Origin of the sequence: Limosilactobacillus caviae, from assembly GCF_014635905.1 — a bacterium.
In the GTDB taxonomy this organism is placed as follows: domain Bacteria; phylum Bacillota; class Bacilli; order Lactobacillales; family Lactobacillaceae; genus Limosilactobacillus; species Limosilactobacillus caviae.
This window is the reverse complement of sequence record NZ_BMDS01000002.1, coordinates 370,925-395,987: the sequence shown is the minus strand read 5'-3', so window position 1 is coordinate 395,987 and position 25,063 is coordinate 370,925. Positions and strand designations below refer to the sequence as shown.

At 37.1% G+C, this 25,063-nt stretch carries 22 protein-coding genes and 10 tRNA genes; 17 read left to right on the top strand and 15 right to left on the bottom strand.

Annotated elements, in window-relative coordinates; genetic code table 11:
• The first annotated feature begins 118 nt into the window (after window positions 1-118).
• Genes IEU90_RS04680 through narI form a run of 4 tightly spaced genes read left to right on the top strand, consistent with a single transcriptional unit; the run spans window position 119 to window position 6,589 of the window.
• Window positions 119-3,784, top strand: coding sequence for a nitrate reductase subunit alpha (locus IEU90_RS04680; protein ID WP_188357792.1), 3,666 nt, complete (start codon window positions 119-121; stop codon window positions 3,782-3,784).
• Complete coding sequence (gene narH, locus IEU90_RS04675) at window positions 3,774-5,333, top strand: nitrate reductase subunit beta (RefSeq protein WP_188357791.1); 1,560 nt, start codon at window positions 3,774-3,776, stop codon at window positions 5,331-5,333. Before IEU90_RS04680 ends, narH begins: the two co-directional genes overlap by 11 nt.
• Window positions 5,326-5,904 carry a nitrate reductase molybdenum cofactor assembly chaperone gene (gene narJ, locus IEU90_RS04670; protein WP_163703996.1) on the top strand — a complete coding sequence of 193 codons (579 nt, stop codon included), beginning with the start codon at window positions 5,326-5,328 and terminating at the stop codon, window positions 5,902-5,904. The genes narH and narJ overlap by 8 nt, the downstream gene beginning before the upstream one ends.
• Window positions 5,897-6,589: a respiratory nitrate reductase subunit gamma gene (gene narI, locus IEU90_RS04665; protein WP_153709565.1), complete on the top strand. Its 693-nt coding sequence runs from the start codon at window positions 5,897-5,899 to the stop codon at window positions 6,587-6,589. The genes narJ and narI overlap by 8 nt, the downstream gene beginning before the upstream one ends.
• A gap of 49 nt (window positions 6,590-6,638) precedes the next feature.
• Here the strand turns inward: narI and IEU90_RS04660 are convergent, their stop codons facing one another.
• From IEU90_RS04660 to IEU90_RS04650, 3 genes are all read right to left on the bottom strand, one after another.
• Window positions 6,639-7,529 carry a DMT family transporter gene (locus IEU90_RS04660; RefSeq protein WP_188357790.1) on the bottom strand — a complete coding sequence of 297 codons (891 nt, stop codon included), beginning with the start codon at window positions 7,527-7,529 and terminating at the stop codon, window positions 6,639-6,641.
• Between the two features lie 109 nt (window positions 7,530-7,638).
• The gene (locus tag IEU90_RS04655) at window positions 7,639-8,286 is read right to left on the bottom strand and encodes a site-specific integrase (RefSeq protein WP_153709567.1); all 648 of its coding nucleotides are present in this window, start codon (window positions 8,284-8,286) and stop codon (window positions 7,639-7,641) included.
• A gap of 16 nt (window positions 8,287-8,302) precedes the next feature.
• Window positions 8,303-9,157, bottom strand: a complete 855-nt coding sequence (locus tag IEU90_RS04650; protein WP_153709568.1) for a patatin-like phospholipase family protein — start codon at window positions 9,155-9,157, stop codon at window positions 8,303-8,305.
• A 415-nt stretch (window positions 9,158-9,572) separates the two neighbouring features.
• Between IEU90_RS04650 and IEU90_RS04645 the strand changes: the two genes are divergently transcribed.
• A complete protein-coding gene (locus IEU90_RS04645; RefSeq protein WP_188357789.1) occupies window positions 9,573-11,903 on the top strand; it encodes a glycoside hydrolase family 68 protein in 2,331 nt (776 codons plus the stop codon).
• Between the two features lie 92 nt (window positions 11,904-11,995).
• Here IEU90_RS04645 and IEU90_RS04640 read toward each other — a convergent pair whose 3' ends face one another.
• The 3 genes from IEU90_RS04640 to IEU90_RS04630 form a co-directional block, all read right to left on the bottom strand.
• On the bottom strand, window positions 11,996-12,154 hold the full coding sequence (locus tag IEU90_RS04640; RefSeq protein ID WP_163704001.1) for a hypothetical protein: 159 nt from the start codon (window positions 12,152-12,154) through the stop codon (window positions 11,996-11,998).
• A gap of 70 nt (window positions 12,155-12,224) precedes the next feature.
• Complete coding sequence (gene xerS, locus IEU90_RS04635; RefSeq protein WP_153709569.1) at window positions 12,225-13,298, bottom strand: tyrosine recombinase XerS; 1,074 nt, start codon at window positions 13,296-13,298, stop codon at window positions 12,225-12,227.
• An 87-nt stretch (window positions 13,299-13,385) separates the two neighbouring features.
• Window positions 13,386-13,459 (bottom strand) — tRNA-Pro (locus IEU90_RS04630).
• A gap of 411 nt (window positions 13,460-13,870) precedes the next feature.
• Between IEU90_RS04630 and IEU90_RS04625 the strand changes: the two genes are divergently transcribed.
• From IEU90_RS04625 to IEU90_RS04590, 8 genes are all read left to right on the top strand, one after another.
• Window positions 13,871-13,942, top strand: a tRNA-Glu gene (locus IEU90_RS04625).
• A 6-nt stretch (window positions 13,943-13,948) separates the two neighbouring features.
• Window positions 13,949-14,020: transfer RNA gene (locus tag IEU90_RS04620), tRNA-Gly, on the top strand.
• Window positions 14,021-14,035: 15 nt separating this feature from the next.
• Window positions 14,036-14,121: transfer RNA gene (locus IEU90_RS04615), tRNA-Leu, on the top strand.
• A 6-nt stretch (window positions 14,122-14,127) separates the two neighbouring features.
• Window positions 14,128-14,201 (top strand) — tRNA-Pro (locus IEU90_RS04610).
• 199 nt (window positions 14,202-14,400) lie between these two features.
• Window positions 14,401-14,471: transfer RNA gene (locus IEU90_RS04605), tRNA-Gly, on the top strand.
• 17 nt (window positions 14,472-14,488) lie between these two features.
• A tRNA-Glu gene (locus IEU90_RS04600) sits at window positions 14,489-14,560 on the top strand.
• 5 nt (window positions 14,561-14,565) lie between these two features.
• Window positions 14,566-14,638: transfer RNA gene (locus IEU90_RS04595), tRNA-Val, on the top strand.
• A 35-nt stretch (window positions 14,639-14,673) separates the two neighbouring features.
• Window positions 14,674-14,745: transfer RNA gene (locus IEU90_RS04590), tRNA-Gln, on the top strand.
• Between the two features lie 64 nt (window positions 14,746-14,809).
• Here the strand turns inward: IEU90_RS04590 and IEU90_RS04585 are convergent.
• Together IEU90_RS04585 and IEU90_RS04580 are read right to left on the bottom strand one after the other, a co-directional pair.
• Window positions 14,810-15,163: a hypothetical protein gene (locus IEU90_RS04585; protein WP_153709570.1), complete on the bottom strand. Its 354-nt coding sequence runs from the start codon at window positions 15,161-15,163 to the stop codon at window positions 14,810-14,812.
• Between the two features lie 94 nt (window positions 15,164-15,257).
• Window positions 15,258-15,905, bottom strand: coding sequence for a DsbA family oxidoreductase (locus IEU90_RS04580; RefSeq protein WP_153709571.1), 648 nt, complete (start codon window positions 15,903-15,905; stop codon window positions 15,258-15,260).
• Between the two features lie 489 nt (window positions 15,906-16,394).
• Between IEU90_RS04580 and IEU90_RS04575 the strand changes: the two genes are divergently transcribed.
• The 3 genes from IEU90_RS04575 (at window position 16,395) to IEU90_RS04565 (ending at window position 17,933) form a co-directional block, all read left to right on the top strand.
• A tRNA-Arg gene (locus tag IEU90_RS04575) sits at window positions 16,395-16,466 on the top strand.
• 276 nt (window positions 16,467-16,742) lie between these two features.
• Complete coding sequence (locus IEU90_RS04570) at window positions 16,743-17,099, top strand: LapA family protein (protein WP_153709572.1); 357 nt, start codon at window positions 16,743-16,745, stop codon at window positions 17,097-17,099.
• A 12-nt stretch (window positions 17,100-17,111) separates the two neighbouring features.
• A complete protein-coding gene (locus IEU90_RS04565; protein ID WP_153709573.1) occupies window positions 17,112-17,933 on the top strand; it encodes an HAD-IIB family hydrolase in 822 nt (273 codons plus the stop codon).
• Window positions 17,934-17,996: 63 nt separating this feature from the next.
• Here the strand turns inward: IEU90_RS04565 and IEU90_RS04560 are convergent, their stop codons facing one another.
• The 6 genes from IEU90_RS04560 to IEU90_RS04535 all read right to left on the bottom strand — a co-directional run bounded on the left by IEU90_RS04560 (window position 17,997) and on the right by IEU90_RS04535 (window position 22,313).
• Complete coding sequence (locus IEU90_RS04560; RefSeq protein WP_153709574.1) at window positions 17,997-18,479, bottom strand: nucleoside 2-deoxyribosyltransferase; 483 nt, start codon at window positions 18,477-18,479, stop codon at window positions 17,997-17,999.
• Window positions 18,480-18,641: 162 nt separating this feature from the next.
• Window positions 18,642-19,760: a vitamin B12 independent methionine synthase gene (locus IEU90_RS04555; RefSeq protein ID WP_153709575.1), complete on the bottom strand. Its 1,119-nt coding sequence runs from the start codon at window positions 19,758-19,760 to the stop codon at window positions 18,642-18,644.
• Between the two features lie 375 nt (window positions 19,761-20,135).
• Window positions 20,136-20,291: a hypothetical protein gene (locus IEU90_RS04550; protein ID WP_188357788.1), complete on the bottom strand. Its 156-nt coding sequence runs from the start codon at window positions 20,289-20,291 to the stop codon at window positions 20,136-20,138.
• On the bottom strand, window positions 20,284-21,156 hold the full coding sequence (locus tag IEU90_RS04545; RefSeq protein WP_153709804.1) for an alpha/beta hydrolase: 873 nt from the start codon (window positions 21,154-21,156) through the stop codon (window positions 20,284-20,286). The genes IEU90_RS04550 and IEU90_RS04545 overlap by 8 nt, the downstream gene beginning before the upstream one ends.
• A gap of 65 nt (window positions 21,157-21,221) precedes the next feature.
• Window positions 21,222-21,860: a DUF421 domain-containing protein gene (locus IEU90_RS04540; protein WP_188357787.1), complete on the bottom strand. Its 639-nt coding sequence runs from the start codon at window positions 21,858-21,860 to the stop codon at window positions 21,222-21,224.
• Between the two features lie 9 nt (window positions 21,861-21,869).
• Window positions 21,870-22,313 carry a DUF3290 family protein gene (locus tag IEU90_RS04535; protein WP_153709577.1) on the bottom strand — a complete coding sequence of 148 codons (444 nt, stop codon included), beginning with the start codon at window positions 22,311-22,313 and terminating at the stop codon, window positions 21,870-21,872.
• Window positions 22,314-22,426: 113 nt separating this feature from the next.
• Here IEU90_RS04535 and IEU90_RS04530 point away from each other — a divergent pair, with 113 nt between their 5' ends.
• Complete coding sequence (locus tag IEU90_RS04530) at window positions 22,427-22,696, top strand: DUF454 family protein (protein WP_153709578.1); 270 nt, start codon at window positions 22,427-22,429, stop codon at window positions 22,694-22,696.
• Window positions 22,697-22,744: 48 nt separating this feature from the next.
• Here IEU90_RS04530 and IEU90_RS04525 read toward each other — a convergent pair whose 3' ends face one another.
• Complete coding sequence (locus IEU90_RS04525) at window positions 22,745-25,060, bottom strand: Aq_aa27 family P-loop NTPase (protein ID WP_153709579.1); 2,316 nt, start codon at window positions 25,058-25,060, stop codon at window positions 22,745-22,747.
• Window positions 25,061-25,063: the final 3 nt, after the last annotated feature.

Sequence of the window (25,063 nt, the reverse complement as noted above, 5' to 3'; positions counted from 1 at the left end):
AATATAGGTATTTCCCTAGTCGTAGTATAGCAGGAATGATGATAGTCTTTACATTAGGGAAAAGACTTACTTTGTTTTTAATATTGGTAAGCCATCCAATAAAGGAGGTCAATCAACGATGAAGTCACGGTTCTTTAATAAAGTTGATAAGTTTAATGGAACCTTTACACAACTTGAAGAAAATAATCGTCGTTGGGAAAAACTTTACCGCCAGCGATGGGCACATGATAAAGTCGTACGAACAACTCATGGTGTTAACTGTACGGGTTCATGTTCATGGAACGTCTATGTTAAACAAGGAATTATTACTTGGGAACATCAAGCTACTGACTACCCGTCATGCGGACCTAATATTCCAGGATACGAACCGCGGGGATGCCCACGGGGAGCAAGCTTTTCATGGTACGAATATAGCCCCGTGCGGATAAAATATCCTTATATCCGTGGTAAGCTATGGGAACTTTGGACAGCAGCGAAAAAAGAACACCAAAATCCATTGGAAGCCTGGGGAAGTATTGTTGAAGACCCAGAGAAGGCTAAAAAGTATAAAAGTGTTCGTGGTCATGGCGGATTAATTCGGGTACACCGTTATGAAGCGTTAGAAATGATTGCTGCCGCGTGCCTATATACAATTAAAAAATACGGTCCCGATAGAATCGGTGGATTTACCCCAATCCCTGCAATGTCAATGATGAGTTTCAGTGCGGGTGCGCGTTTCATTGCACTGCTTGGTGGTGAACAAATGAGTTTCTATGACTGGTATGCCGACTTACCACCTGCATCCCCGCAAGTATGGGGTGAACAAACTGATGTCCCTGAATCTGCTGAATGGTATAACAGTTCTTACATTATAATGTGGGGCTCAAATGTACCGCTAACTCGGACACCGGACGCTCACTTTATGACAGAAGTCCGGTATAAGGGGGCTAAGATCGTTGCAGTTAGTCCTGACTATGCTGAAAATGTAAAATTTGCCGATGATTGGTTAGCGCCACATCCTGGTAGTGATTCAGCAGTTGCCCAAGCAATGACTTATGTAATCTTAGATGAGTTTTATCAGAAGCATCCGGTTAAACGGTTTATAGATTATTCAAAACGCTTTACAGACCTTCCATTCTTAGTTGAATTAGAAGAAAGTACGGCCAATGCAGGACATTATACCGCTGGTCGCTTTGTTCGAATCAATGACCTAGTTGAAGACGATACAATTGTTAATCCAGCATGGAAGACGGTTGTTTATGATCGAAATAACCAGCGGATTGTTGTTCCAAACGGGACGATGGGACAGGAATATGACAAACAGGAAAAATGGAATCTAGACCTTGTCGACCAAGATGGCAATAAAATTGATCCAGTTCTTTCAATTAATGAACAAGCAGGTGAAACAGAACAAGTTATTGCCGACTTCCCTGCATTCAGCAATAAAGGAAATAGCGTTGTTCAACGTCATTTGCCAGTGAAGAAGATTAAATTTACCGATGGGCAGGAACACTTAGTCACTAATGTTTATGACTTAATGATGGCTCAAATGGGAATTAACAGAACCGGTAATGACGATTTAGCTGCAAAAGATGCCATGGATGCTGATAGCTACTTCACGCCTGCCTGGCAGGAAAGTCGTTCAGGAGTGAAAGCAAAACAAGTTATCCAAATTGCGCGTGAATTTGCTCAAAATGCAGCTGAAAATGAAGGACGCAGTATGGTTATCATGGGTGGAGGCGTTAACCACTGGTTTAATGCTGACATGAACTATCGAAACATTATTAATATGTTAATGCTTTGTGGTTGTGTCGGAATGACTGGTGGTGGATGGGCTCACTATGTTGGTCAAGAGAAACTTCGACCACAAGAAGGCTGGGCTAATATAACCTTTGCCAACGACTGGGAAAAAGGCGGTGCCCGGCAAATGCAAGGAACTACTTGGTACTACTTTGCTACTGACCAATGGCGTTACGAAGAAATTGATAATCAAGCGCAAAAATCGCCTGTATGGAAGAGTAAGCATTCTTACATGCATAATGCCGATTACAATCAGATGGCAATTCGATTAGGCTGGTTACCATCTTATCCGCAATTTAACCGCAATCCACTTTCCTTTGCGAAAGATTACAACACAACAGATATCAACGAGATTTCAAAGAAGGTCGTTGAAGAACTAAAGAAGGGTTCGCTTCATTTTGCTGCAGAAGATCCTGATGCAAAAGAAAATCAGCCTAAAGCTTTCTTCTTATGGCGTTCAAACCTCTTTGCCTCTTCTGGAAAGGGCTCCGAATACTTTATGAAGCACTTGCTCGGGGCAGAAAATGGATTACTAGCTAGACCTAATGATCGTGCTAAGCCGCAAGATATGGTTTGGCATGATAAAGCTGCTGTTGGAAAGTTAGACCTCGTTGTTGATATGGATTTCCGAATGGTTTCGACACCAATGTATTCAGATGTTGTATTACCAGCCGCAACATGGTATGAGAAAAAGGATCTTTCATCAACCGATATGCACCCTTATATTCACCCGTTTAATGCTGCTGTTAGTCCAATGTGGGAATCAAAGTCTGATTGGCAACAGTTCAAGCTTCTTGCTAAGGCAGTTGCTGAAATGGCAAAGAAATATATGCCAGGTACTCATTATGACCTAAAGAGCGCGCCTCTTGGTCACGATACGTCAGGTGAGATTGCTCAACCATATGGTGAAATCAAGGATTGGAAGAAAGGCGAAACAGAGCCAATTCCTGGAAAGACAATGCCGTCCCTTAAGCTTATCCCACGGGACTACACCACAATTTATGATAAATTCATTACACTTGGTCCCAATATTGTTAATAATTATCCTTACGATGTTAAAGATCAGTATGAATACTTAAAGGGGATGAATGGGGTAGCAAGCGACGGAATTGGTGCAGGCTGTCCATTGCTTGATGAAGATGAGAAAGTCTGTGATGCTATTCTGCGGATGTCGACTGCTTCAAATGGAAAACTTGCCGATCTCGCTTGGCAAAAGAAACAGGCTAGAACCGGTGAAAAATTAACGGATATTGGCCGAGGCCATGCTGATGATTCAATGTCATTTAAGCAAATTACCGCGCAACCGCAAGAAGCATATCCAACCCCGCTGGGCACTTCTGCTAAGCATGGTGGTGCAAGGTATACCCCATTCTCCTTAATGACCGAACGAAATGTGCCAACAAGAACCTTGACTGGTCGGCAACATTACTATATTGATCATGAGATTTTCCGTGAATTTGGTGAAGGATTAGCAACCTACAAGCCTTCCTTACCACCAATAGTTATGGCTCCCGGGGATGTTGATGTTTCACCGGCGGAAGACGAAATAACGCTTAAATATATGACGCCTCATGGTAAATGGAACATCCATACTATGTACTATGATAACCTTGAGATGCTGACCTTATTCCGTGGTGGTCCAACAATCTGGCTTAGTCCAGTCGATGCTGAAAAAATTAAAGTAAAAGATAATGACTGGATTGAAGTTTATAACCGAAACGGGGTTGTTACCGCGCGGGCTGTCGTATCTGTAAGAATGCCAGAAGGTTCAATGTATATGTACCATGCTCAAGATAACGAAATCTATGAACCGCTCTCATCAATTACTGGTAATCGTGGTGGATCGCATAATGCACCAACACAAATTCATGTTAAACCGACGCACATGGTTGGTGGTTATGGACAATTGAGTTATGGTTGGAATTATTATGGACCAACAGGAAATCAACGGGACCTTTATGCAAATGTAAGAAAACTTAAGAAGGTGAACTGGAGTGAAGATTAAAGCACAAATCAGTATGGTCTTAAACCTCGATAAGTGTATTGGTTGTCATACCTGTTCAGTAACTTGTAAAAACACTTGGACTAATCGACCTGGTGCCGAATACATGTGGTTTAATAATGTTGAAACGAAACCAGGTGTCGGCTATCCAAAACGCTGGGAAGACGAAGATCAATACCATGGTGGTTGGACCCTTGATTCAAAAGGTAAACTTAAATTACGCGCAGGAAATAAACTAAATAAAATTGCTCTTGGTAAGATTTTTTACAATAATGACATGCCAGAGCTGGATAATTATTATGAGCCATGGACTTACGACTATAAGACCCTATTTGGTCCTGAACAAAAACATCAACCTGTTGCACGGCCTAAATCACAGATCACTGGCGAAGGAATGGAACTGACAACGGGGCCAAACTGGGATGATGATTTAGCTGGTTCAACTGAATATGTAGCGCAAGACCCTAATATGCAAAGAATCGAAGGGGATATTAAAAACAACTTTGAGCAGGCATTCATGATGTACCTTCCTCGATTATGTGAACACTGCTTAAATGCACCGTGTGTGGCTTCCTGTCCATCGGGTGCGATGTACAAAAGAGATGAAGATGGGATCGTCTTAGTTGATCAAGAAAGATGTCGTGGCTGGCGATTCTGCATGACTGGCTGTCCTTATAAAAAAGTCTACTTTAACTGGAAAACTCATAAGGCCGAAAAATGTACTTTCTGTTATCCCCGAATTGAAGAAGGGCAACCCACTGTCTGCGCTGAAACTTGTGTTGGACGGATTAGGTATATTGGCGCTATTTTATATGATGCTGACCGAGTTGAGGAGGCTGCTTCAACACCTGATGAAAGCAAGCTGTATGAAGCACAACTTGGGCTATTTTTAGACCCGAATGACCCAGAAATAGTTAAACAAGCTCGTCAAGATGGCATTTCCGAAGAGATGATTGAAGCAGCTCAAAAATCACCAATCTATAAGATGGCGGTAAAAGAAAAGATTGCTTTTCCCCTTCATCCCGAATATCGAACAATGCCGATGGTGTGGTATATTCCACCGCTATCTCCAGTTATGAGTTACTTTGAAGGTCGTGATTCTATTAAGAATCCTGAAATGATCTTCCCTGGTATTGACCAAATGCGGGTACCGGTTCAATACTTAGCAAGCCTTTTAACAGCTGGAAATGTACCTGTTATTAAGCAAGCATTATATAAGTTAGCAATGATGAGGCTATATATGCGGGCCAAGACTAGTGGTCATGACTTTGATTTAAGCAAGTTAGAGCGAGTCGGCCTAACAGAAGCACGAGCAACTTCACTCTACCGTTTATTAGCCATTGCTAAGTATGAAGACCGCTTTGTAATTCCAAGCAGTCAAAAGGCAGAACTAGATGATGCTCAAACCGAACAAGGAAGTTTAGGCTATGATGAATGTGAAGGGTGTGCATTAGCTCCGCAACACAAGAGTATGTTTAAAAAAGCAGAAGCTGGGAAATCGACTAATCAGATTTATGCTGATAGCTTTTACGGAGGGATTTGGCGTGATTGATTTTAAACGACTAACCGAATTAAAAGATACTTTTGCAATTCTCTCACGATTGATTGATTATCCTGTTACTGATACTTTTTCATCAGAGTTTCGTCAACTTTTACTAAACGATGGTGCTTTGTCCACAGCAACGCGTGGCGAACTCTTAAGCTTATTTGACGAGCTGGGGACTATGCCATCAATTGAATTACAGGAAATGTATGCTCATCTTTTTGAGATGAATCGTCGTTATACCCTTTACATGTCATACTATAAAATGACAGATTCACGTGAGCGGGGGACAATTCTAGCACGACTAAAAATGCTTTATGAAATGTTTGGCGTATCAGAGGCAACGAGTGAGCTTTCTGACTACCTACCTCTTTTATTGGAATTTTTAGCATATGGCGACTACACTAATGATCCGCGGCGACAGGATATTCAATTAGCGTTAAGTATTATTGAAGATGGAACATATACATTGTTAAAGAATGCGGTATCTGATAGTGATAATCCATATATTCAGCTAATTAGGCTCACACGTTCGCTAATCGGTTCATGTATTAAAATGGAGGTGCAAGAAGATGCATAGTGATGGTTGGTCGATTTTTCTATGGGTAATTTACCCGTATATAATGTTGGCGTCATTTTTCATCGGAACTTTTGTAAGGTTTAAATACTTCCACTTTTCAATAACTGCGAAATCTAGTGAACTTTTTGAAAAGAAATGGTTAATGATAGGAAGCGTTACTTTCCACATTGGAATTATCTTGGCTTTCTTTGGTCATTGTTTAGGGATGTTTATTCCTGCCAGCTGGACTGCATATTTTGGAATTACTGAACACATGTACCATCTTTTTGGTTCGCTAATGATGGGTATTCCTGCTGGCCTCTTAGCATTTATTGGAATTGCTATTTTAACTTATCGGCGCATGACAGTTTCACGGGTATATAAGACAAGTGATATTAATGATATCGTCGTTGACTGGGCATTGTTAATTACAATTGCTTTAGGACTTACATGTACCATTACCGGCGCATTTATTGACTACAACTACCGAACAACGATTAGTCCATGGGTAAGAAGTCTATTTGTTCTAAATCCGCAGTGGCAGTTAATGATGTCAGTTCCGCTAATTTACAAGATTCATATTTTATGTGGTCTTGCAATTTTCGGATATTTCCCATATACACGATTAGTTCATGCTTTAACCTTACCATGGCAATATATTTTCCGTCGTTACATTGTTTATCGTCGACGAGTAAAAGCATATTAAAACACAGAAAGATCCAGATATCCGAATTATTTCGCATACCTGGATCTTTTTAATATGATTTTGTCTTTGTAAAAGTGACAATTGTACTTGCTGATATTACAAGAATAGCTCCTAATACTAAAGAAGGAGTTACTTGAACCGGGAAGAAGAAGGAAGAGTAAATAATAACAATTACTGATCCGAGTGCCCGTACAATATTTGCTTTACCAGCCGTAATAAATCTCAGACTAGTATAGAAGAGGAGCAGGGATAAGAATCCATTGAAGAATGCACCACCAAAATTAAAAGCAATTGCTTGACCAGAAAGATTGTTAAATGCAGTCCTCGTTATGAGTGCATAGCAGAAAAGCAATAATGCTGAGGTGAGGTGATTATAAAAAAGGATATTACTAGGCTCAGCATCACTAACCAAGTATTTAGCAACAATATTATTAGCCGCATACATTAGCGGGTAGATAAATGCACAAGCCAGGCCAAGGATATTATCACTAAATTGAAGACGGCTACCGGAGATAAAAAAGGACCCTAAAATACAGAGAATAATTGCTAGATAATCCCACTTTGTAATTTTTTCTTTTAAGAAGACATAAGATAAAAAGAAAACATAAACGAGGTACATCCGCGCAATAAGGGTAACGGTAATTGGACTCAGAGTGGATAAGGCAATATATTGAAGAATAATACCGATCGCATTTGTTCCACCTAAAACCCATAACCAGGGACTCTTTAGATTACCTAGCGAAACACGCTGGCGGGTAATAAGGAGCGTTGCAAAGACAAAAATTGCGGCAAACATACTAGTAAAAATGCCACCAACAACCGGACTTAAAGCAACAAGCGAAAACTTATTGAGAACCGGACTGATACTGCTGAATAGGAGAGAGATTAAGTTTAATTCGACACCCCAGAGTTGTTTTTTTGGAACATTTTTTACATTCATTTAGACACATCCAATACTTGATAATGGTTTAATCATAACGAATTATAATATTAAAACCATTAGGAAAAGTGACTAAATATTTTAGTTTACATAATATTTGAAATAGTAATTACTCGAATTTGAAATTTTGAACAACCTTATCAAGGTCTTCTTGTTCGATTCCAAGATAGTGCCGAGTATTGCGCTCAGATGAGTGGTTAAATAGTTGAGAAATAATTTCAACATTAACCCCTTTTTTATATAATTGGCGTCCGAAGGTTTTCCGAAAAGAGTGTGTGCCAATTTTTGATATGATTTTATCATTACCAGTTTTTCGTGCCATTCGTTGCAGCATTTCGTAAAAACCGTGAACTGAAAAATGACCATCTTGTTTTCCAGGAAAGAGGTAGTCATTTTCATCGTGGTACTCAAGATCATTAAGATAATCAATAATTTCAGCTAAGCAGTTATTCCAAAAGAGGGTTTTTGCTTTACCAGTTTTTTGTTCAATAACCCGTGTTTTGGTTTTATTAAGGACGTGCCCAACTCTGAGTGTGACAACATCAGAGGCTCGCAAGCCATTATTCAGAGCAATGGCGATTAATAGTAAGTTACGATTAACCAATTCGGGGCGGGAGGATAATTTGATTGTTTCTCTTAACTGATCGTATTCTTCAAGGGTTAAAAATTTAACATTTTCTACCCAGATTTTACGTTTTCCTTTAATTTGACCGTTAGTTTTATTTTTGGGAATATAAATCCGCTTTTTAGTTGACATAATATTTTTTCCTTTGTTAATTTGTCAGATACTCAACCAATGATGGTATTATTTCTTCTCCTTCTTTACGACCAGTTTCGTATAATGCTCGAATTTTTTTGATATTTCCTTCAATTCGTTTAATTTTAATTGGCTTAGAGGGGGCGATGTTAAATAATTTTCCTTCATTAACTAACCGGTCTATTTCGGCAATTTGCTGATTATAAAGAAGCGGCCGATTAATACCAGCTTTCGCAAAGGCGGGATAGTCTTTATAAACCATGTCATATAACTTCTTTACCGCTGAGCTAGAAGGCTTTTTTCGATATTTAACATCTCTTGTACGGACGACTACTATTTTGTCATAGCCCTGTTGCTGAGCAATATCAAAAGGAATAGAGTCTGTAATACCGCCATCAAGGCAAGGCCCCTTTGATGTTTCTTGAGGATCCGAAAGAAATGGCATCGATGATGAAGCCTTTAGTGCGTTTGTAAGCTCGTCACCTACCGGGTCGGTAAATAGAACTGTCTTTCCAGTTTTAACTGAAGTAGCAACAGCTGTAAAATGCGAAGCTGATCTGCGATATGCGGCTTCATTAAAGTTTTGCCAGGAATAACCATGATCTTCAAATAGGTAATCAAGATTAATTATCTGTTTCTTAAATACGCGGGCCATAGAAATATATTTACGGTCATGACGGTGATTAATGTTAATATTTGCTGCTCGACCATATTGTTTGGATACAAAGTTAACTCCACAAAGAGAGCCTGCTGAAACGCCAATTACACTACGGAATTCAATATGGTGGGCAAGAAAGGTGTCAACAATCCCGGCAGTATATTGTCCTCGGAATGCGCCGCCTTCTAAAACCAATGCTGCGTTATATAACATAAGATGAAAATTCTCCTTTTTTCTCAAAAAATAGGTTAAATTTAAGTAAGACACTTTTTAAATAAAATTATACAACAGTCTTACATTAAAATATAGCTTTTTAAAAGCCTATTATAGCAGTCTTTCTAGGACATTAAAGTAAGACTCTTTTATCAAAAGAGTCTTACTTATTTAAAGATAAAGCTAAAATAGGGCTAAAAAGCAAAATTCCTTCTGAGACGTAATGAAATTCAAATTGATGGGTAGTAGTTCATTATGATTCGTCTCAGAAGGAAATGGAAAACAAATATAAAATGCGGCTTTAAATATGAAAGTTTTGTGAAAATATTATTGATAATTTATATAAAGCATACTAAAATAATACAAAGTAAAATGATAAACGTTAAACAATTTGAAAGAAACGGGGTTTATTTCTATGTTAGAACGTAAAGAACATAAGAAAATGTATAAGAGCGGTAAAAACTGGGCAGTAGTTACACTTTCAACAGCTGCTTTAGTTTTGGGAGCAACAGCTGTAAATGCATCTGCAAATACTGATACAGAAAGCACTGATGTATCGTCCACAGTAAAAGTTACAACTGACGATAATAATGTTGCTGTTAAAAGCGTTGTATTAGGTAGTGGTCAAACTACTGCAACTAGTGCAGCCACAGCTAAAGAAACAACTAGCGAAAGTAGTAATTCTTCTGTTGCTAATGCACAAAAGGCTAATAGCAAAGAAGCTGATTTTACTAATTCATCTACAAGTTCATCAGCTTCTTCAAGTAGTGCAGATAACAAAGTAGCTAATTCTGCACAAGTAACAGATAATGATGAGCAAAAAGCTGCACCAGCTGTTAAAGATACTGAAAATAATGCGGAAACGCCTGTAAATACTAAGGATTCTTCAACTACAGATGCAGAAAAAACCACACCACAAAAAGAAAATAATTCTAAACTAAATAAAGATGCAGAAAACGTTGTAAAGAATGCTGGAATTGACCCAGCTAGCTTAACTCAAGATCAAGTTAAGGCATTGAATAAGGTGAACTTTTCTAAGAATGCCAAAGCTGGCGCACAGATGACTTACAGTGATCTTAAAAAGATTGGTGATGCCTTGGTAAAACAAGATCCTCGGTATGCTATTCCATATTTTAATGCCAGTCAAATTAGAAATATGGATGCAGCATATACACGAGATGCAGAAACAGGTGAGTATGCTGATTTAGATATTTGGGATTCATGGCCAGTACAAGATCCTGTCACTGGTTACGTTTCTAACTGGAATGGATATCAACTTGTTATTGCGATGATGGGACGACCACACCATGAAGATAATCATATTTACTTGCTTTACAACAAGTACGGAGATAACGACTTTTCACATTGGCGTAATGCAGGATCAATTTTTGGATATAATGAGAATTCATTAACTCAAGAATGGTCTGGATCTGCTATTGTTAATTCAGATAATTCCATTCAACTTTTCTATACAATTAATGATACAAATAATGCAATTAATCATCAGAAGCTGGCAAGTGCAACTATGTACTTAACTGCTGATGAAAATGGTGTTCACATTGAAAAAGTAGATAACAATCATGTGGTCTTTGCTGGTGATGGTTATCACTATCAAACATATGACCAATGGAAACAAGTAAATAGCTTTGATGATAACTACACTCTTCGTGATGCTCATGTTATACAAATGCCAAATGGTGATCGTTATTTAGTATTTGAGGGAAACACTGGAACGGAAAATTACCAAGGTGAAAATCAACTTTATAATTGGTCAAACTATGGTGGAAACGATTTATTCAATATTCAAAGTTTATTCCACCTTACCAATACTACAAATATTGATTATAAAAAGGCTATCTTTGCAAACGGCGCTTTAGGTATTCTTAAGTTAAATAACGATGAAAAGAATCCACAAGTAGAAGAAGTTTATTCTCCATTAATTACATCAAATATGGTAAGCGATGAGCTTGAACGCCCTAATGTAGTTAAACTTGGTGATAAATATTACCTTTTCTCTGCTACTCGTTTGAGCCGGGGTACAAATATTGATATTCTTAATGAAGCTAATAAGACTGTTGGAGATAACGTAGCAATGATTGGTTATGTTTCAGATAGTCTTACTGGCCCATATAAGCCATTGAATGATTCTGGAGTTGTTTTAACTGCATCCGTTCCAGCAAATTGGCGAACTGCAACCTATTCTTACTATGCAGTACCTGTAAAAGGTAAAGCAAATCAGTTGTTAATTACTTCATACATGACTAACCGTGGGGAAGTAGCAGGTAAAGGAATGAATTCAACTTGGGCACCTAGCTTTATTGTTCAAGTAAATCCAGATAATACTACTATTGTCTTAGCTCAAGCTACTAACCAAGGTAACTGGGTATGGAACGATAACAGTGAAAATAATAATATGCTTGGAACGTTACAAACATCAGCTTTACCTGGAGAAATGGGTAAGCCGATTGATTGGGATTTAATTGGAGGTTATGGATTAAAGCCACATGATCCAGCAACACCAGAAACACCGTCTACACCTAAGACGCCGGAGACCCCAACCACTCCTGAAGTTCCTTCAACACCGCAAACTCCAGTTACACCTGAAAATCCTAAACAACCAGAAACCAAGAATGGTCGTTTACCACAAACCGGTAGCGATTCAAATAAAGCTGTAATGGGATTAGGTGTAGCAACCTTACTTGGTATGTTTGGCCTTGCTGGTGTTAACAAGCGTCGTTACTATTAATAGAAACAAAAAATCGCTAAGCTTTAAATTAAGCTTTAGCGATTTTTTGTTTTAAAATTTTTATTTTGTAAAAACAATATATCTATTATTGGCTAATGCAATTGTTGTAAGACTTTGCGGCAATAATAGCAATGAATTTGTCCATCTTTGTCAGCAAGCCGGCGAGCATGGAATGCTGAGAATGTATAGTGCTCGTGGCAAAACGGACAAACATATTGTCTTTTTCCAAACAATGATGTAATAAAGCCCAAAATTTTCTCCTCCATCAAAAATTATACACCAGCATCTATTATACCGAAGATAGCCATTAATCAAAAGCAATTATTTGTTTTGATCAGAAGTTTTACTTATTTGTTTAAGTGCATCTCGTTGTTGTTTTTGGTCAACATGAGTATATAAATCGGTAGCAGAAGTACCTTTTTGACCAAGCTGTTGCGCAACTAACACCTGATCCTTTGTTACTTCATACATTTCCGACGCAAGCGTATGGCGCAATTTATGTGGAGTAAGTGGATGACCAAATGCAGTTGAATACTTTTTAACCATTTTCTCAATTGCATTAGCTGTCATCCGACGGGTTTGCTGATGGTAAAGAGTTAAAAAGAAGGCTGTATCCTTTTTTAATGCGTGATACCGTTGTGCACGAATTGATTGGTAAGATTGAATATACGAAACCGCCCATGGAGCAATTGGAACAGAATCTCGCTGCCCTCCTTTTCGGGTAACATCAAGCAGAGATTGCTTCAAATTTAGGTCGGCAAGGTTTACATTGGCAGCTTCTGAAACACGTACTCCGGTTCCAAGAATAAGCGCAATAATTGCAATATCACGTTCTTTATTCATTTTATAAGAAGGAAGAGCTCTCTTATCGCATTTGTTGGGATACTCTTTTTCGATAAAATTAATAAAATCAAACTTCATTTCTCCGCGATACATATGCGATGCAAGAGTATGAGCACGGTAATTTAGTGTTTTTGTATCATTAAGCGAATCAATTTTTAACATGACATTTCGATCAAAGTAAGACTCGCCGTTATTATTATCAGCCGTAACAGTTAAAAATTTATATAGCGACCTTAAAGCGTTAATTGATCGGTTAATTGAGGTAGGGGAGTTTAACCGTCCCTGCGCGTTGGTCGTATGCTGTAAATAATCAATATAAAGCATAACATCATTTCTTCGCAGAGTAGCTAGTGTATTAATCGGTAAATTTTTATTAGAGTTAACAGAAACAAGCCCGCTTGATCTAAGCCAGTCAAAGAAGCGTCGAATTTCCGTTAAATATTGATACGTTGTTGTAACCGCATGATTAGTTCCTAAATAATATTCATTAACGTATTCGGGAAGATTTTTTAATTCCTCCTGAATCAAATTCAAATATTTATCAGCTTCCATGTTATTGATTCTCCTATAAAGTTTGTACTAGCTATGAATAATAAAAAAAGTCGCATGAAAGAATAACTTTCAACGACCAAAAATCTATCGGGAAAACAGGATTCGAACCTGCGACCCCCTGGTCCCAAACCAGGTGCTCTACCAAGCTGAGCTATTTCCCGTTAACAACAGAACAGATTATATTTTATCAATTCTAAAGAAAATAGTAAAGTTATATTTAGTTGGTTTTATTTTAATTGTAGAATTAATTAATCTTCCTTTAGGTAGTCATGTAATGCTAATAATATAATTAGCAAGTTCAATCGCAAATGGCGGTCAAAATAGCTGTTAAGATAATCAATTTCTAACTATGATGTAGGAATTTTCTTTAAGCTTTTAGCAAATGATTTTGTTAAATGAGGCTTCTAAATAATGCCTAGACGTATGGAAATAACATTTATATGGTTAGTGGGTAATTTTAATCGAAAAAATCTAAAAAAGTTCTTGCTATTTTATAGATCACTTGTTATTATTAATAACGTTGTGAAAGACTAGTTAACAATTTAAGTTGGAATTGTTTGTTATATTAATATGACCCGTTAGTCAAGTGGTTAAGACACCAGCCTTTCACGCTGGTATCGTGGGTTCAAATCCCGCACGGGTCATTTTTTGCGGAAGTAGTTCAGTGGTAGAACATCACCTTGCCATGGTGGGGGTCGCGGGTTCGAATCCCGTCTTCCGCTTAGCCAGTTCATTATGCCGGGGTGGCGGAATTGGCAGACGCACAGGACTTAAAATCCTGCGGTTAGTGATAACCGTACCGGTTCGATCCCGGTCCTCGGCACTTTTTCGGGAAATAGCTCAGCTTGGTAGAGCACCTGGTTTGGGACCAGGGGGTCGCAGGTTCGAATCCTGTTTTCCCGATCTGGCTAAAGCACTTAAGAAGTTAGAAACTTCTTAAGTGCTTTTTTTACATATTAACTAAGGGGAAGACTACGAGTAACAGTTATTAGATGTGGTGAATGCTTAACGTGCAAATATTTAACAGAAAATAAAATATTTTTTTATAAAAAGTATTGCTTTTTATAACATTACTTGATATTATTATATTCGTCGCTGAGATGCGGGTATAGTTTAGTGGTAAAACCACAGCCTTCCAAGCTGTTGTCGCGAGTTCGATTCTCGTTACCCGCTTTTAGTTATGTTAATATGGCCCGTTAGTCAAGTGGTTAAGACACCAGCCTTTCACGCTGGTATCGTGGGTTCAAATCCCGCACGGGTCATTTTTGGAGGATTAGCTCAGTTGGGAGAGCATCTGCCTTACAAGCAGGGGGTCACAGGTTCGAGCCCTGTATCCTCCATTAAGTAGAATTATCTACTTAGATTCACATATGATTGGGCTATAGCCAAGCGGTAAGGCAACGGTTTTTGGTACCGTCATGCGCTGGTTCGAATCCAGCTAGCCCAATTATTTAAGCCGCTGTTGAGAAATGTTTTCTTAACAGCGGCTTTTTTACATTTAAAAGTAATGCTTATTCACGATTTAATATGATATGCCAAACAAAAAATCCTACACCAACAATTAATGCTAACCATGCCCATAGTTGTAGCGGTAAGTATATCTTAAAAGTTAATAAGCCAAGAATCCAGCTTATTAACATCATTGATAGTCCTGCAATATCGCCGCCCAGTCCATCGATTCCACAGGTAGCAATATAAACAATTCCAGAAGCAAGATATAAAAGTGCTACAATAAGCTCTGCCGTACCAGCGTAAACTCGAATTGCTGAAATTGGGTTACCAAATCCTTCTACAATTGATTGAACAAATATAATAATAGCGAGTACAATCATAATAATTCCTACGACTATCTTAGTCACTTTCATTATAAAAGACCTCCTCACAACCATTTTACTCGTTACATAAATTATTATAAAGAATTAACAATGAGTAAGGAGGGAGATACAAACTTATAGCTAATTAAGCATTTTTATTAATTACTTTTTTCAATGCTTCTAAAAACACCTCATAGGGTTGAGCGCCAGTAATAGAATATTTGTTATTGATGACGAATAAAGGCGCACTTGGCATACCAATCATAAAGGCGCGTCGCTCGTTTTTTCGTACTTCAGTCTCAAATTTTCCAGATTCAAGGACGCTTTTTACGTCATCAGTGGGTAATCCAATTGCTGACATTGCATTAGTTAAAACCTTATTGTCAGCAATTGACTTATTATCATTAAAATATACCTGATAAAGACGTTTAACGGTTTTATTTAATAATGCTTGATTATTTAAGCTTTCGACATATTTGATTAATCGATGGGCCGCTAATGTATTAACGGGAATTGCCGCTTCCATTTTAATGGGTAAATTAATGTTAGCAGCCATTTTATCAATTTGCTCAAGCTGAGATAAAGCTTCCTGAGTAGTTAGCTTATGCGTTTGTGCATAGTACTCAGTCATCGACTTATTCGTTGTTGTTGGTAATGTCGGATCTAATTGAAACGACATAAATTCTAGTGGCGTCTGATCAGCTATTTTTAGCTCTTCAAGTGCCCGTTGTAATTGAGTAATACCAATATAACAATATGGGCAAGCAATATCAGCCCAGTATTTAATTTCCATAATAATTGCTCCTTAAAAAATAGGTATCATTTAAATCTAACCATAAAAATGGCAAAGTTACTAGTAAAGATTGCAAAGAGGGCATGATTTAATTCAAAATTAACCTGTCATTAAAATTATAGTTTTAATGCTACAGAAACAAAAAAGCCCCTCAAATTAGCAATTTTTGACTTCCTTTATATATAAAAGAATTACGTTCAAATTAGTTTTTATTTTAATAAAAATGCGCCCTTTATTTTTGATGTTACATGGAAATAAGTTCTTAAGTAACAACGATTTTTGTAATCCGGTTAATTTAAGTTTTGCTGACGATGACTGAATGGATAATTATTTACCAAAGTTTTGTTAGCGCCAATATTAAAAGCGGTTTCAGTTAATTGATTCATTAACATCATGACATTTTATATATCATTAAGTATTATATTTTTAAGGAAAATTGACAAAAACTCTTTATTTTTTTAATAAATGCGCTAAAATAAAAAATGTAAAGCGTCCTTAGTGTAATGGATAGCACATGAGATTTCGGTCCTCATGATCCGAGTTCGACTCTCGGGGGACGCATTTTTGAAAAACCGTATAAAACAAAAGCTCTATCAAAACGTTGATATAACGGCATTTTGGTAGAGCTTTTGTTTTGCTGAAATTGTATAAAAATGTATAAATTTGTAATTTTGGGGAACATTTGGGGAACATGCTCACCGATGAAGATAACAAAGTCCTAGTAACATTCTATCTAATACTCATTAAATGCCTCTCCTTCCCTTATCTTTCTTTACCATTAGTTCCTAAATTAATATAATGAATGTATTACGGTAAAAGCATAAGGAGGAACTTCAGTTGAAAAAGCAATCAACAACTATTGCTTCAATCATTATTTTGATTATTATTGCTATTTTTGCCTTGCTTAATACAGCAACGGTGGTAGTTAACCTTTTTGGAGCACGAGTGAAAACACCATTAGTATTACTAATCTTTATCTGTTTGTTAATTGGAGCAATGACTATTTACTTATTATCATTCTCTAGTCATTTAAAAACTACTAAGGAACTAAAAGAATTACAATCATCACGAATTAGTAAAGATGAACTAAAAAGGTATCAAAAGAAGATAAATCAACTTCAAAAAGAAAATTCACAATTGAAGCAACAGATTAAACAGCAAAACAGTCAAAAAGCCGCTTCACCTGTAAAATAGAAAGGAATGTTGATGAAGAAATACGGTTTTATTGCGGTTGATATAGACGGCACTCTCCTAGATGATAATGATCATTTTGATATTAAACGATTTAATAAGGATGTCGCCCTTCTCCAGCAAGCAGGATACCATTTTATTATTGCCAGCGGAAACAGTTATGACGCATTGACAACTATTTTCCGCCCTTGCCCTCTTGTAAAAGAATTTGTTGCTGAAAATGGTGGTCGAATAGTAATAGATCAAAAGTCGATATATAATCAAACTCACTCTAAAAAGACGTTACAGCAGGTACTATTTTTTATTAAAGAAAAATTGCCAAAACCTGATATTTTATCGCTATCTGGAGGATCACAGACAATTATTGCAAACCAATATCGAGATGTTTCAGTTCCTTATTATCCGCATCATACTTATTTCACTAGCCTAGAAGAAATTAATGAACCCATTTACAATTTGAACATTGGTTGGGCTAAACAGAAAATATCACAAGAGGTAATTCAAGATTACGTCCAACAACTAAATCGCTTCTGTAGTGCCATTCAAGCTACCTATAGCGGTGCATATGGAATTGATATCTTACCTGCAGGTGTTAATAAAGCACGCGGACTAAAAGAATTAGTTGAAAGATACTTAAATGGAACGCTAGCACAAGTTGTCGCATTTGGTGATACATCAAATGATATCGAGATGTTGACAGAGGCTGGTTGTGGGATTGCAATGAAGAATGCGACTAGTGATTTACTTAAAGTCGCTGATAAAGTTACTGTTAATGATAATAATCATAATGGCTTATTAACTGAAATTGAACAGTTATTTTTAAGTCAACAGCATTAGAAATATTATGTAAACTAGTTGTTTGAGAAAAAGACCGGAGAATTATTCTCCGGTCTTTTTTCATCAATATACTCCGCCGTCGTAGAAATTATAGGATGGCTTATTGAAGTCGTATTGGGGAAGTTCGGACATTTTAATAAAGTTATCGGCAATCCCCCAACTCATTAAGTTGATTGGTTTACCAAAATCTTCATCAGGGATAACAACCATAATATACTTACCAAGCGCGCGTGCCATTCCTAATTCAACGCCCATTCCGACATCCTCTTCTTCTGGAATATATACCGCCAATAGCATATCAGAAGTTGAAACTCCTACTCGATCACCATTATAGGTTGCCGTGCTCCATTCACGATCTTGTAAAAGTTCAGGATGCTCGTCGACCCGTAATCCTTTGTACTGGTGTTGTAATGGCACATATGAATTCTCAACATCTACTGTTGGGTTTGTTTTGATTGCATTCATTGCGTCCTCATAAGCCTTATTCTGCTTATCAGTAAACCATCCTGCGCAAAAATATACAGTCTTACTCTTTTGATTTGTCATTAAATGAACTCCCCTTTAATTTTTGTTCATTTAAATTCTATCATGAAATAGATGGATTAACCAATTACTATTTAGTTTAGAAGCAGATTGCTGCTTTTTTAAGATAAGTAAATTTGTATCTAGGTAATGCACAATATTCATCTATAATCCCTTCTTCCGATGCTATCTCCAAACCTCTTCAGCAATTTCTTTGATTAATCGGATTTTTTGCCATTCCTGCTCTTCAGTTAAGATATTTCCCTCCTCTGTTGAAGCAAACCCACATTGCGGACTGATTGCTAAATTCGTTAAGGGAACGTACTTAGTTGCTTCGTTAATTCGTGCAATAATTGACTCTTTATCTTCCAGCTGACCGCTTTTAGAAGTGACGAGGCCCAAGACAATACGAACATTAGGACGATTATTCCAAATAGTAGCTAATGGTGCAAAATCTCCCGAACGATTATTATCATATTCAAGAAAGAAACCGTCATAATTCAGTTGCGCTAAATATTCAGCTATTGGTTCATATCCTCCAGAAAATAGGAAGGTTGATTTAAAATTCCCACGGCAGATATGAGTAGTAACAGTTAAATCGGCTGGCAACCCTGCCAAAGCTTTATTTATTACTGTTACCGCATCCTGAGCTAACTTAATGTATTTTTGATGTTCCTGAGGATTGTCTTTGCTTGCATTGAGTTTGCTTATCAAAAATGCCCATGTTGTATCATCGATTTGAAGATAACGACAACCTAAGTCATAAAAGTGTTGAATTGTTTTATTATACGTTGTTGCTAAATCTGTTAAATAATTTTCCCATCGGTCATAATATTCAGCCCAATTATCAGAACGATTGTCACGGAAAAGCATTGTTGGCGAGGGAATTGTTTGTTTAACAATAACATCATCATCAGCTTGCTCTTGTGTGAATTTAAAAGCTTCAAAAAACGGATGATTAGGATTATACGAGACTTTGCCCCCTAGTTCAGCGTTATCTGTTCGTGTTTTTGCTCCTTGAAACTTATAGCTTTGTTGATAATCATATTTTGTTACCCCATTAAGTCCCCACAGGAAATCAAGGTGCCACCAACTACGACGAAATTCACCATCAGTAACCGCATGAAGGCCGACTTGCTTTTCCTTGGCAATTAAATCTGCGATACATTGATCTTCCACTTTTGTTAGGGCGCCATAATCAATTTCTCCCGCTTTGAACTTTGCACGAGCATTTTTTAATTTACTAGGACGGAGAAAACTACCAACAATATCGTAGCGGTAAGGTGCTGTAATCTGTTCTGTCATAACCAATCAATTCCTTTCTCAGTAAAAATAAGTAATAAAAAAATCCCTAGGAACTGTACTAGCTCCTAGGGACGTTCATTAACGTGTTACCACCCTTAAATTTAGTAGCTGCTTACACAACTACCCTCAATAAGTACACCCTTGTCAGGGTAAACTTAGACACTTTATCGGGTGTCAGGCGTAGTTTGCTCACTTAATAAGCTCACAATACTATTAGAATCCCAAGACCATCTTCATGAATCTCTGCTATATCAGTTTTCACCAACCCTGACTCTCTATAATAGCATCAAAGCATTACTCATCTTTCTCTAATTAATTATTAATTTTATTGTCATCATAATATAATATTAATTAATTACTGTCAACACTAAGCAACTATTTTTTCATCAATGCCTGCTGGATCAGCTTTTTAGCAGCTATTGAAACTGTAAGACCGTTCTTTTCTGCATATGCCTTTAATTGCTGGTATGTCGTTAATTCAGATGTACCACGCCAGATCAAACCAGTTACTTGCCCATGTTCTTTATTCATTCGAACCCTTCCCCCATAAAATATTAGCGATTTGTTTTATGATCACTGTCCGGTGATGTAATTGAAAGTGTGTAGTTTTAGGATAGATTTTTTGATGATATTCAATTGACGAATGGGTCTTAATTAATGACTTTAGCATTTCCGATTGAATATGAGGAACTGATCCATCAGTTTTCTTATCCTCTTCTTCACTTCCCATTAAATTATAAATTTTAATCGGATAATTTAATTGCCATTTTTTCATTTGCAAAAACAATTCTTGGAAATTCTTATCTGTTGACTTACTAATTAAATGATACCGATATCTCAGCTGGTCATTTAAGCTTTCTTCTACTGGAACACCAAGGAAAACCAGTTTATTTAAGCGAATGTGGTGTTGGAGATATTTTGATCCCATGTAGGCGTGAATAAATTCAGTTCCTCCATACGAATGAGCAACCACATTCATCTTTTGAATATGATAGTGCTGTTGGAGATATTTAAGAACAAGCGTCAATTGCTTAACTTGCGGATGATAAGTAACATTATAATTCCAGGTAAATAAAACCTGAATCAATGCATTCTTTTGACCATTAAAATTACCTTCAGTCCAAATCTGCCCATTTGGTGCAACCCAGATAGTCAATACCTTTTGAGCAATATTTTTTTGTTGATAATATTTGATCATTTTATTATAAGTGGTCGTATTTCCGCCCCATCCTGGAATAAGGATAGTGGGGATAGAAGAATACTCTATTTTGCTTTGATAATTTCGTGGTGACAAGCGTTGACCAGGAGTTCCTTGTAATAAGAATCCCTGAATGCCAAAAGCAAGAAGAATAAGACTTCCTAAACTAATTCCGACGATTTTTAGCGACTTTTTCATCAAATCATCTCTTATCATATCGATTTATATCCTATTATACGTTTGAAAATTATAAAGGGAGATTTTTAAACTTTAGGATATGGAATTAAGGTTAACTTACCATTAATATATTCTCCAAGATATATGTCGTCAACGCTACCGTAACCTGCTTTATGGATTTGTTCAAATACCCATTGCTCATCATGGTGAATTAGTTCCATCACATCGATATTAATTTGTCCATCGTTAATCAAAGTAAAGCGAACATTTGCTTCATCGTTTTCAATAATTACTAACTGGCCATTTTGTTCTAAAATCCCGCTTTTTACTTTTGCAACTTCATATATCCCATGGCCACGAAGACGGAACATGAGGTCATTTGCACTAATTCCTGCCCGCATACAGTTTTCTACTAATACCTTGCCATTTTGGATCAATATTTGTGGTCGGCCATCGATTAGGCGCCTTATCCAAACATTATGGTCTTTAGCAAACTTTACAGCAAAGACAATTAAAGTCCAGATTAAAAGAACCATTATAAACTCGAGAACTGAAATATCACTGTTATAAATGATTCCACCAATGATACCACCTAGAACATAATTTTGTACTTGGTCAATAGCTGAAGTAGGTGCAAGATTTCCCTTCCCCAACAAATTAATCTGAAGAATCAAACATAACATACCAAGGACAAACTTTATAATAATTAATGAATAGTTATCCATGCTGCCCTCCTACTTCATTAAATTGACCTTGTGATTAACAACGTGTGCCCGCGTAAGAGTATAGTTGTCTCCTGTTTGACTTAAGTTAACCCGGTAATCGCGGTCCTCTATCCGAACAAGGATACCATCTGTTAACGTTGTCGAATTAACAACTACTTTTTGTGGTGAAACATTATGATCACGGGCAACTGCTTTAATAAATGGAATCATTTGGGTTGTCTGCGATTGCTGGGTCGTACTCTTTTCCATATCGGTAACCTGAAAACCAATGAAGAGCAGCAATAATAAAAAGAAAATTATCCCTAAATCACGATAGCGGGTAATAAGCCGGTGACGTAAATATAAGAGCACCATTACTCCAATTAAAATCGCAAAAATGAGGATTGCAATGTAATTAAACAGTTGATTCATGTGTTGATGATTTGATAAATAACTAATTGTATAAAATGTCATTTTTCTCTCCTTAATCTAAATATAATAAAAACTTAAAACACTGCCCAACCTTTTTCTGTGTTAGCATGATAGAATAATAATAACTTTAACATCGAAAGAAGGAGGAATTATTAATGCTCTTAAAACTAGGAATGAAACTTCTGTGGATCGTATTAGGCAGTATTTCATTTGTTGGCGGGATAATTGGGGTCTTACTTCCGATAATTCCTCAAGTGCCCTTTTTCCTTCTGACAATATGGTGTATTACTAAGGTATCGCCGCGTTTTCATAACTGGCTCCTTAGCAATTCGCTTTACGTAAAATATGCGAAACCATTGGTAAATCGACTTGAAAACTTAAAACGGCAGCCTAAACGAGCAGCCGCTAAAGTTAATAGTAAATAATAAAAAGGTCTTGAATGCTTAATTGCGTCCTAGACCTTCTTTTTAATATTAACCAAATAGACGTGCCCAGAATCCTCTCTTTGGTTCTCTTGCAAGGGATTCTGAAGATTTTTTAGCTGGCTTTGCGGTTATTGTTTCATTATTATCCATATCTTTTTCGTCAGCATATGGATTACGCTCACCGATCCACTTAAAGAATTCGTTTGCTTTTATTTCAACGAATTTACCACGTTTCCCATTAATCCCATCAACGCAAAGTTCAATTGGAAGCGCATTTCGGTACTTTTCAATACTATCAGCTGTAAATCCATTAAAAGTATTAAGCTTTGAAATATCAAATAACAAACTATGATCTTGTTGACGATATTTGAAATCTTCTTCTTGCGTTAAATAGAGTTTTGCCCAACGGTTTCGTGAACTCTCCTTAAAATCATCACAAATTTCATCAGCAAAATATGGCGGAATTTCCATATCAGCCATTTGGTAGTAGTCACGGAATAGCTTTCGCGTATTTGCTAAGAAATCTAGTTTACCAGTCTTTTCATCAAAGGCCCGCCATGGGGTTTCGTCATCTTCTAATAAACTTGCCATCCGCATTACAAAATCCTTAAACAATGTATTATTTAAGGTTTGACGTACGTTATAGATATATTTATTAGCCTCACCCTTCTGCTGTTCATCGATAACCTTGTCGATTTGTAGGTAATAAGTTCGCCGAGCGGTTTCACGAAGCATGGTAAAGCCTGAATCGTAGTTAGTTGTTCCGATTAATGGTGCAATTGCATGAGGATTATTAACTAATTCATTCATCGTATCAACGACCAAGTGCCGACTATATTGGTCCTGCTGGAAGAAATATGGTTCAATTTCGTCCATTAAAACCGGATATGAACTGCCTAGTTTCATGTAATGTTCAATTGCATCAACTGTCTTTGCCTTTTTCTGAGGTGTTTCAGTTGGATAGATAGTTCCAAAGTCTATTAATGAACGGTCGGTATTCCACGTTAACTGATTAATGATCCGCAATAAGGTTGACTTTCCAGAACCGGCAGTTGCACCTAGAATCAGGAAATTAGGGATATCGTTACCATCTTCGGGATTTAGACTAGCTTTAGCCCGAATTTCCCATAAGAATGGCGCCGTAAAACTATATAAAATAGCCTCATAAAACCGCTTGCCGTAGTCATCATTATAATCGACAACATATTGCTGGTAGCCTTTCATAATCGCGTCGATGCTCTTTAATCCATCACGAATTTGACTAATAGTTGCGACCTTGCCAAATGGAATCGGGTGAGTACCAGTATCATTTGGTACATAAAGTCCGCTATTATTGTTAACTAGGTTTCTTTCCATTGGCCGGTCATACAAGAAGGTTGTATATTTCTTTTCTGCAGATCGTTGTTGTGGTGTCATGCCACTAATCAGCGCATCCTGAACCTGTTTAAAAATCTTTTCCCGTGATTTTAATTTTGGTTTAGCAGCACGTGGTGACACTGCTGTCTTCTGTAAGGTATAAATAGTGTCATGCTGTTGAATTTGTCGTTCTGCTTCTTCTTTGTCTTGGGATCGATTAGTAGTAATATCCCGCATAGCCTTTGTAATCATAGCGGGAATCTTATTTTCATCGATTTGTTTTTGAATATCATGACTAATTAAGTCAGTCATATCAGCAGCGGCAATTTGGTCGGTTACTTCATTATCAAGAATTACAACTGCATTTGTAGCGCCTTTATTATCTTTAAGACTCTCATCAATTTGATTCTGTGCGGCCTTTAAGAGGTTTTCTGTAAAAAATGGTCGCAACACTGGCTTAATATCATTTTTATAGTGGCTGTCTAAGTTCTGAAATAGCCGGATATCGTTATCAAAAACCAGAATTTCTTCATATTGGTTACGTTGACTATCAAATGAATCATTATCTAGGTTAAGACTTCCCAGAATTACCCGCGTATCATGGGTTTCAGAATTACTCAAAAGGTAAAAACGCGAATGAATGGCCTGAGTTGGTGCAATAGCAACCTGAAAAAGGTTATTCAATACATTTACCTGATTATCGCTGGTAAGTGCTTCAAATATTTTTGCTGGCTTTTTATTTGCTGCCACAAGCAATGCATCAGTTAAAGCAACTTTTGTAATTACGTCTTCGCCAGTCTTGACTTCATGATTTTCAGGAGTACTGAGGGCAACTTCAACTTTAATAAATCGACTTAAGTACTGATTAATAAAATCAGCTGTAATATTACCCGTTACCGCTGTCATACGATTAAACTTATTTGCATCAAAAAGCTGGCTAATTTTTAATGGTGGCGTGTCTTGACCATTAAAAACAATATGAATCTTTTTTAGATCTGAATCTGTCATTAG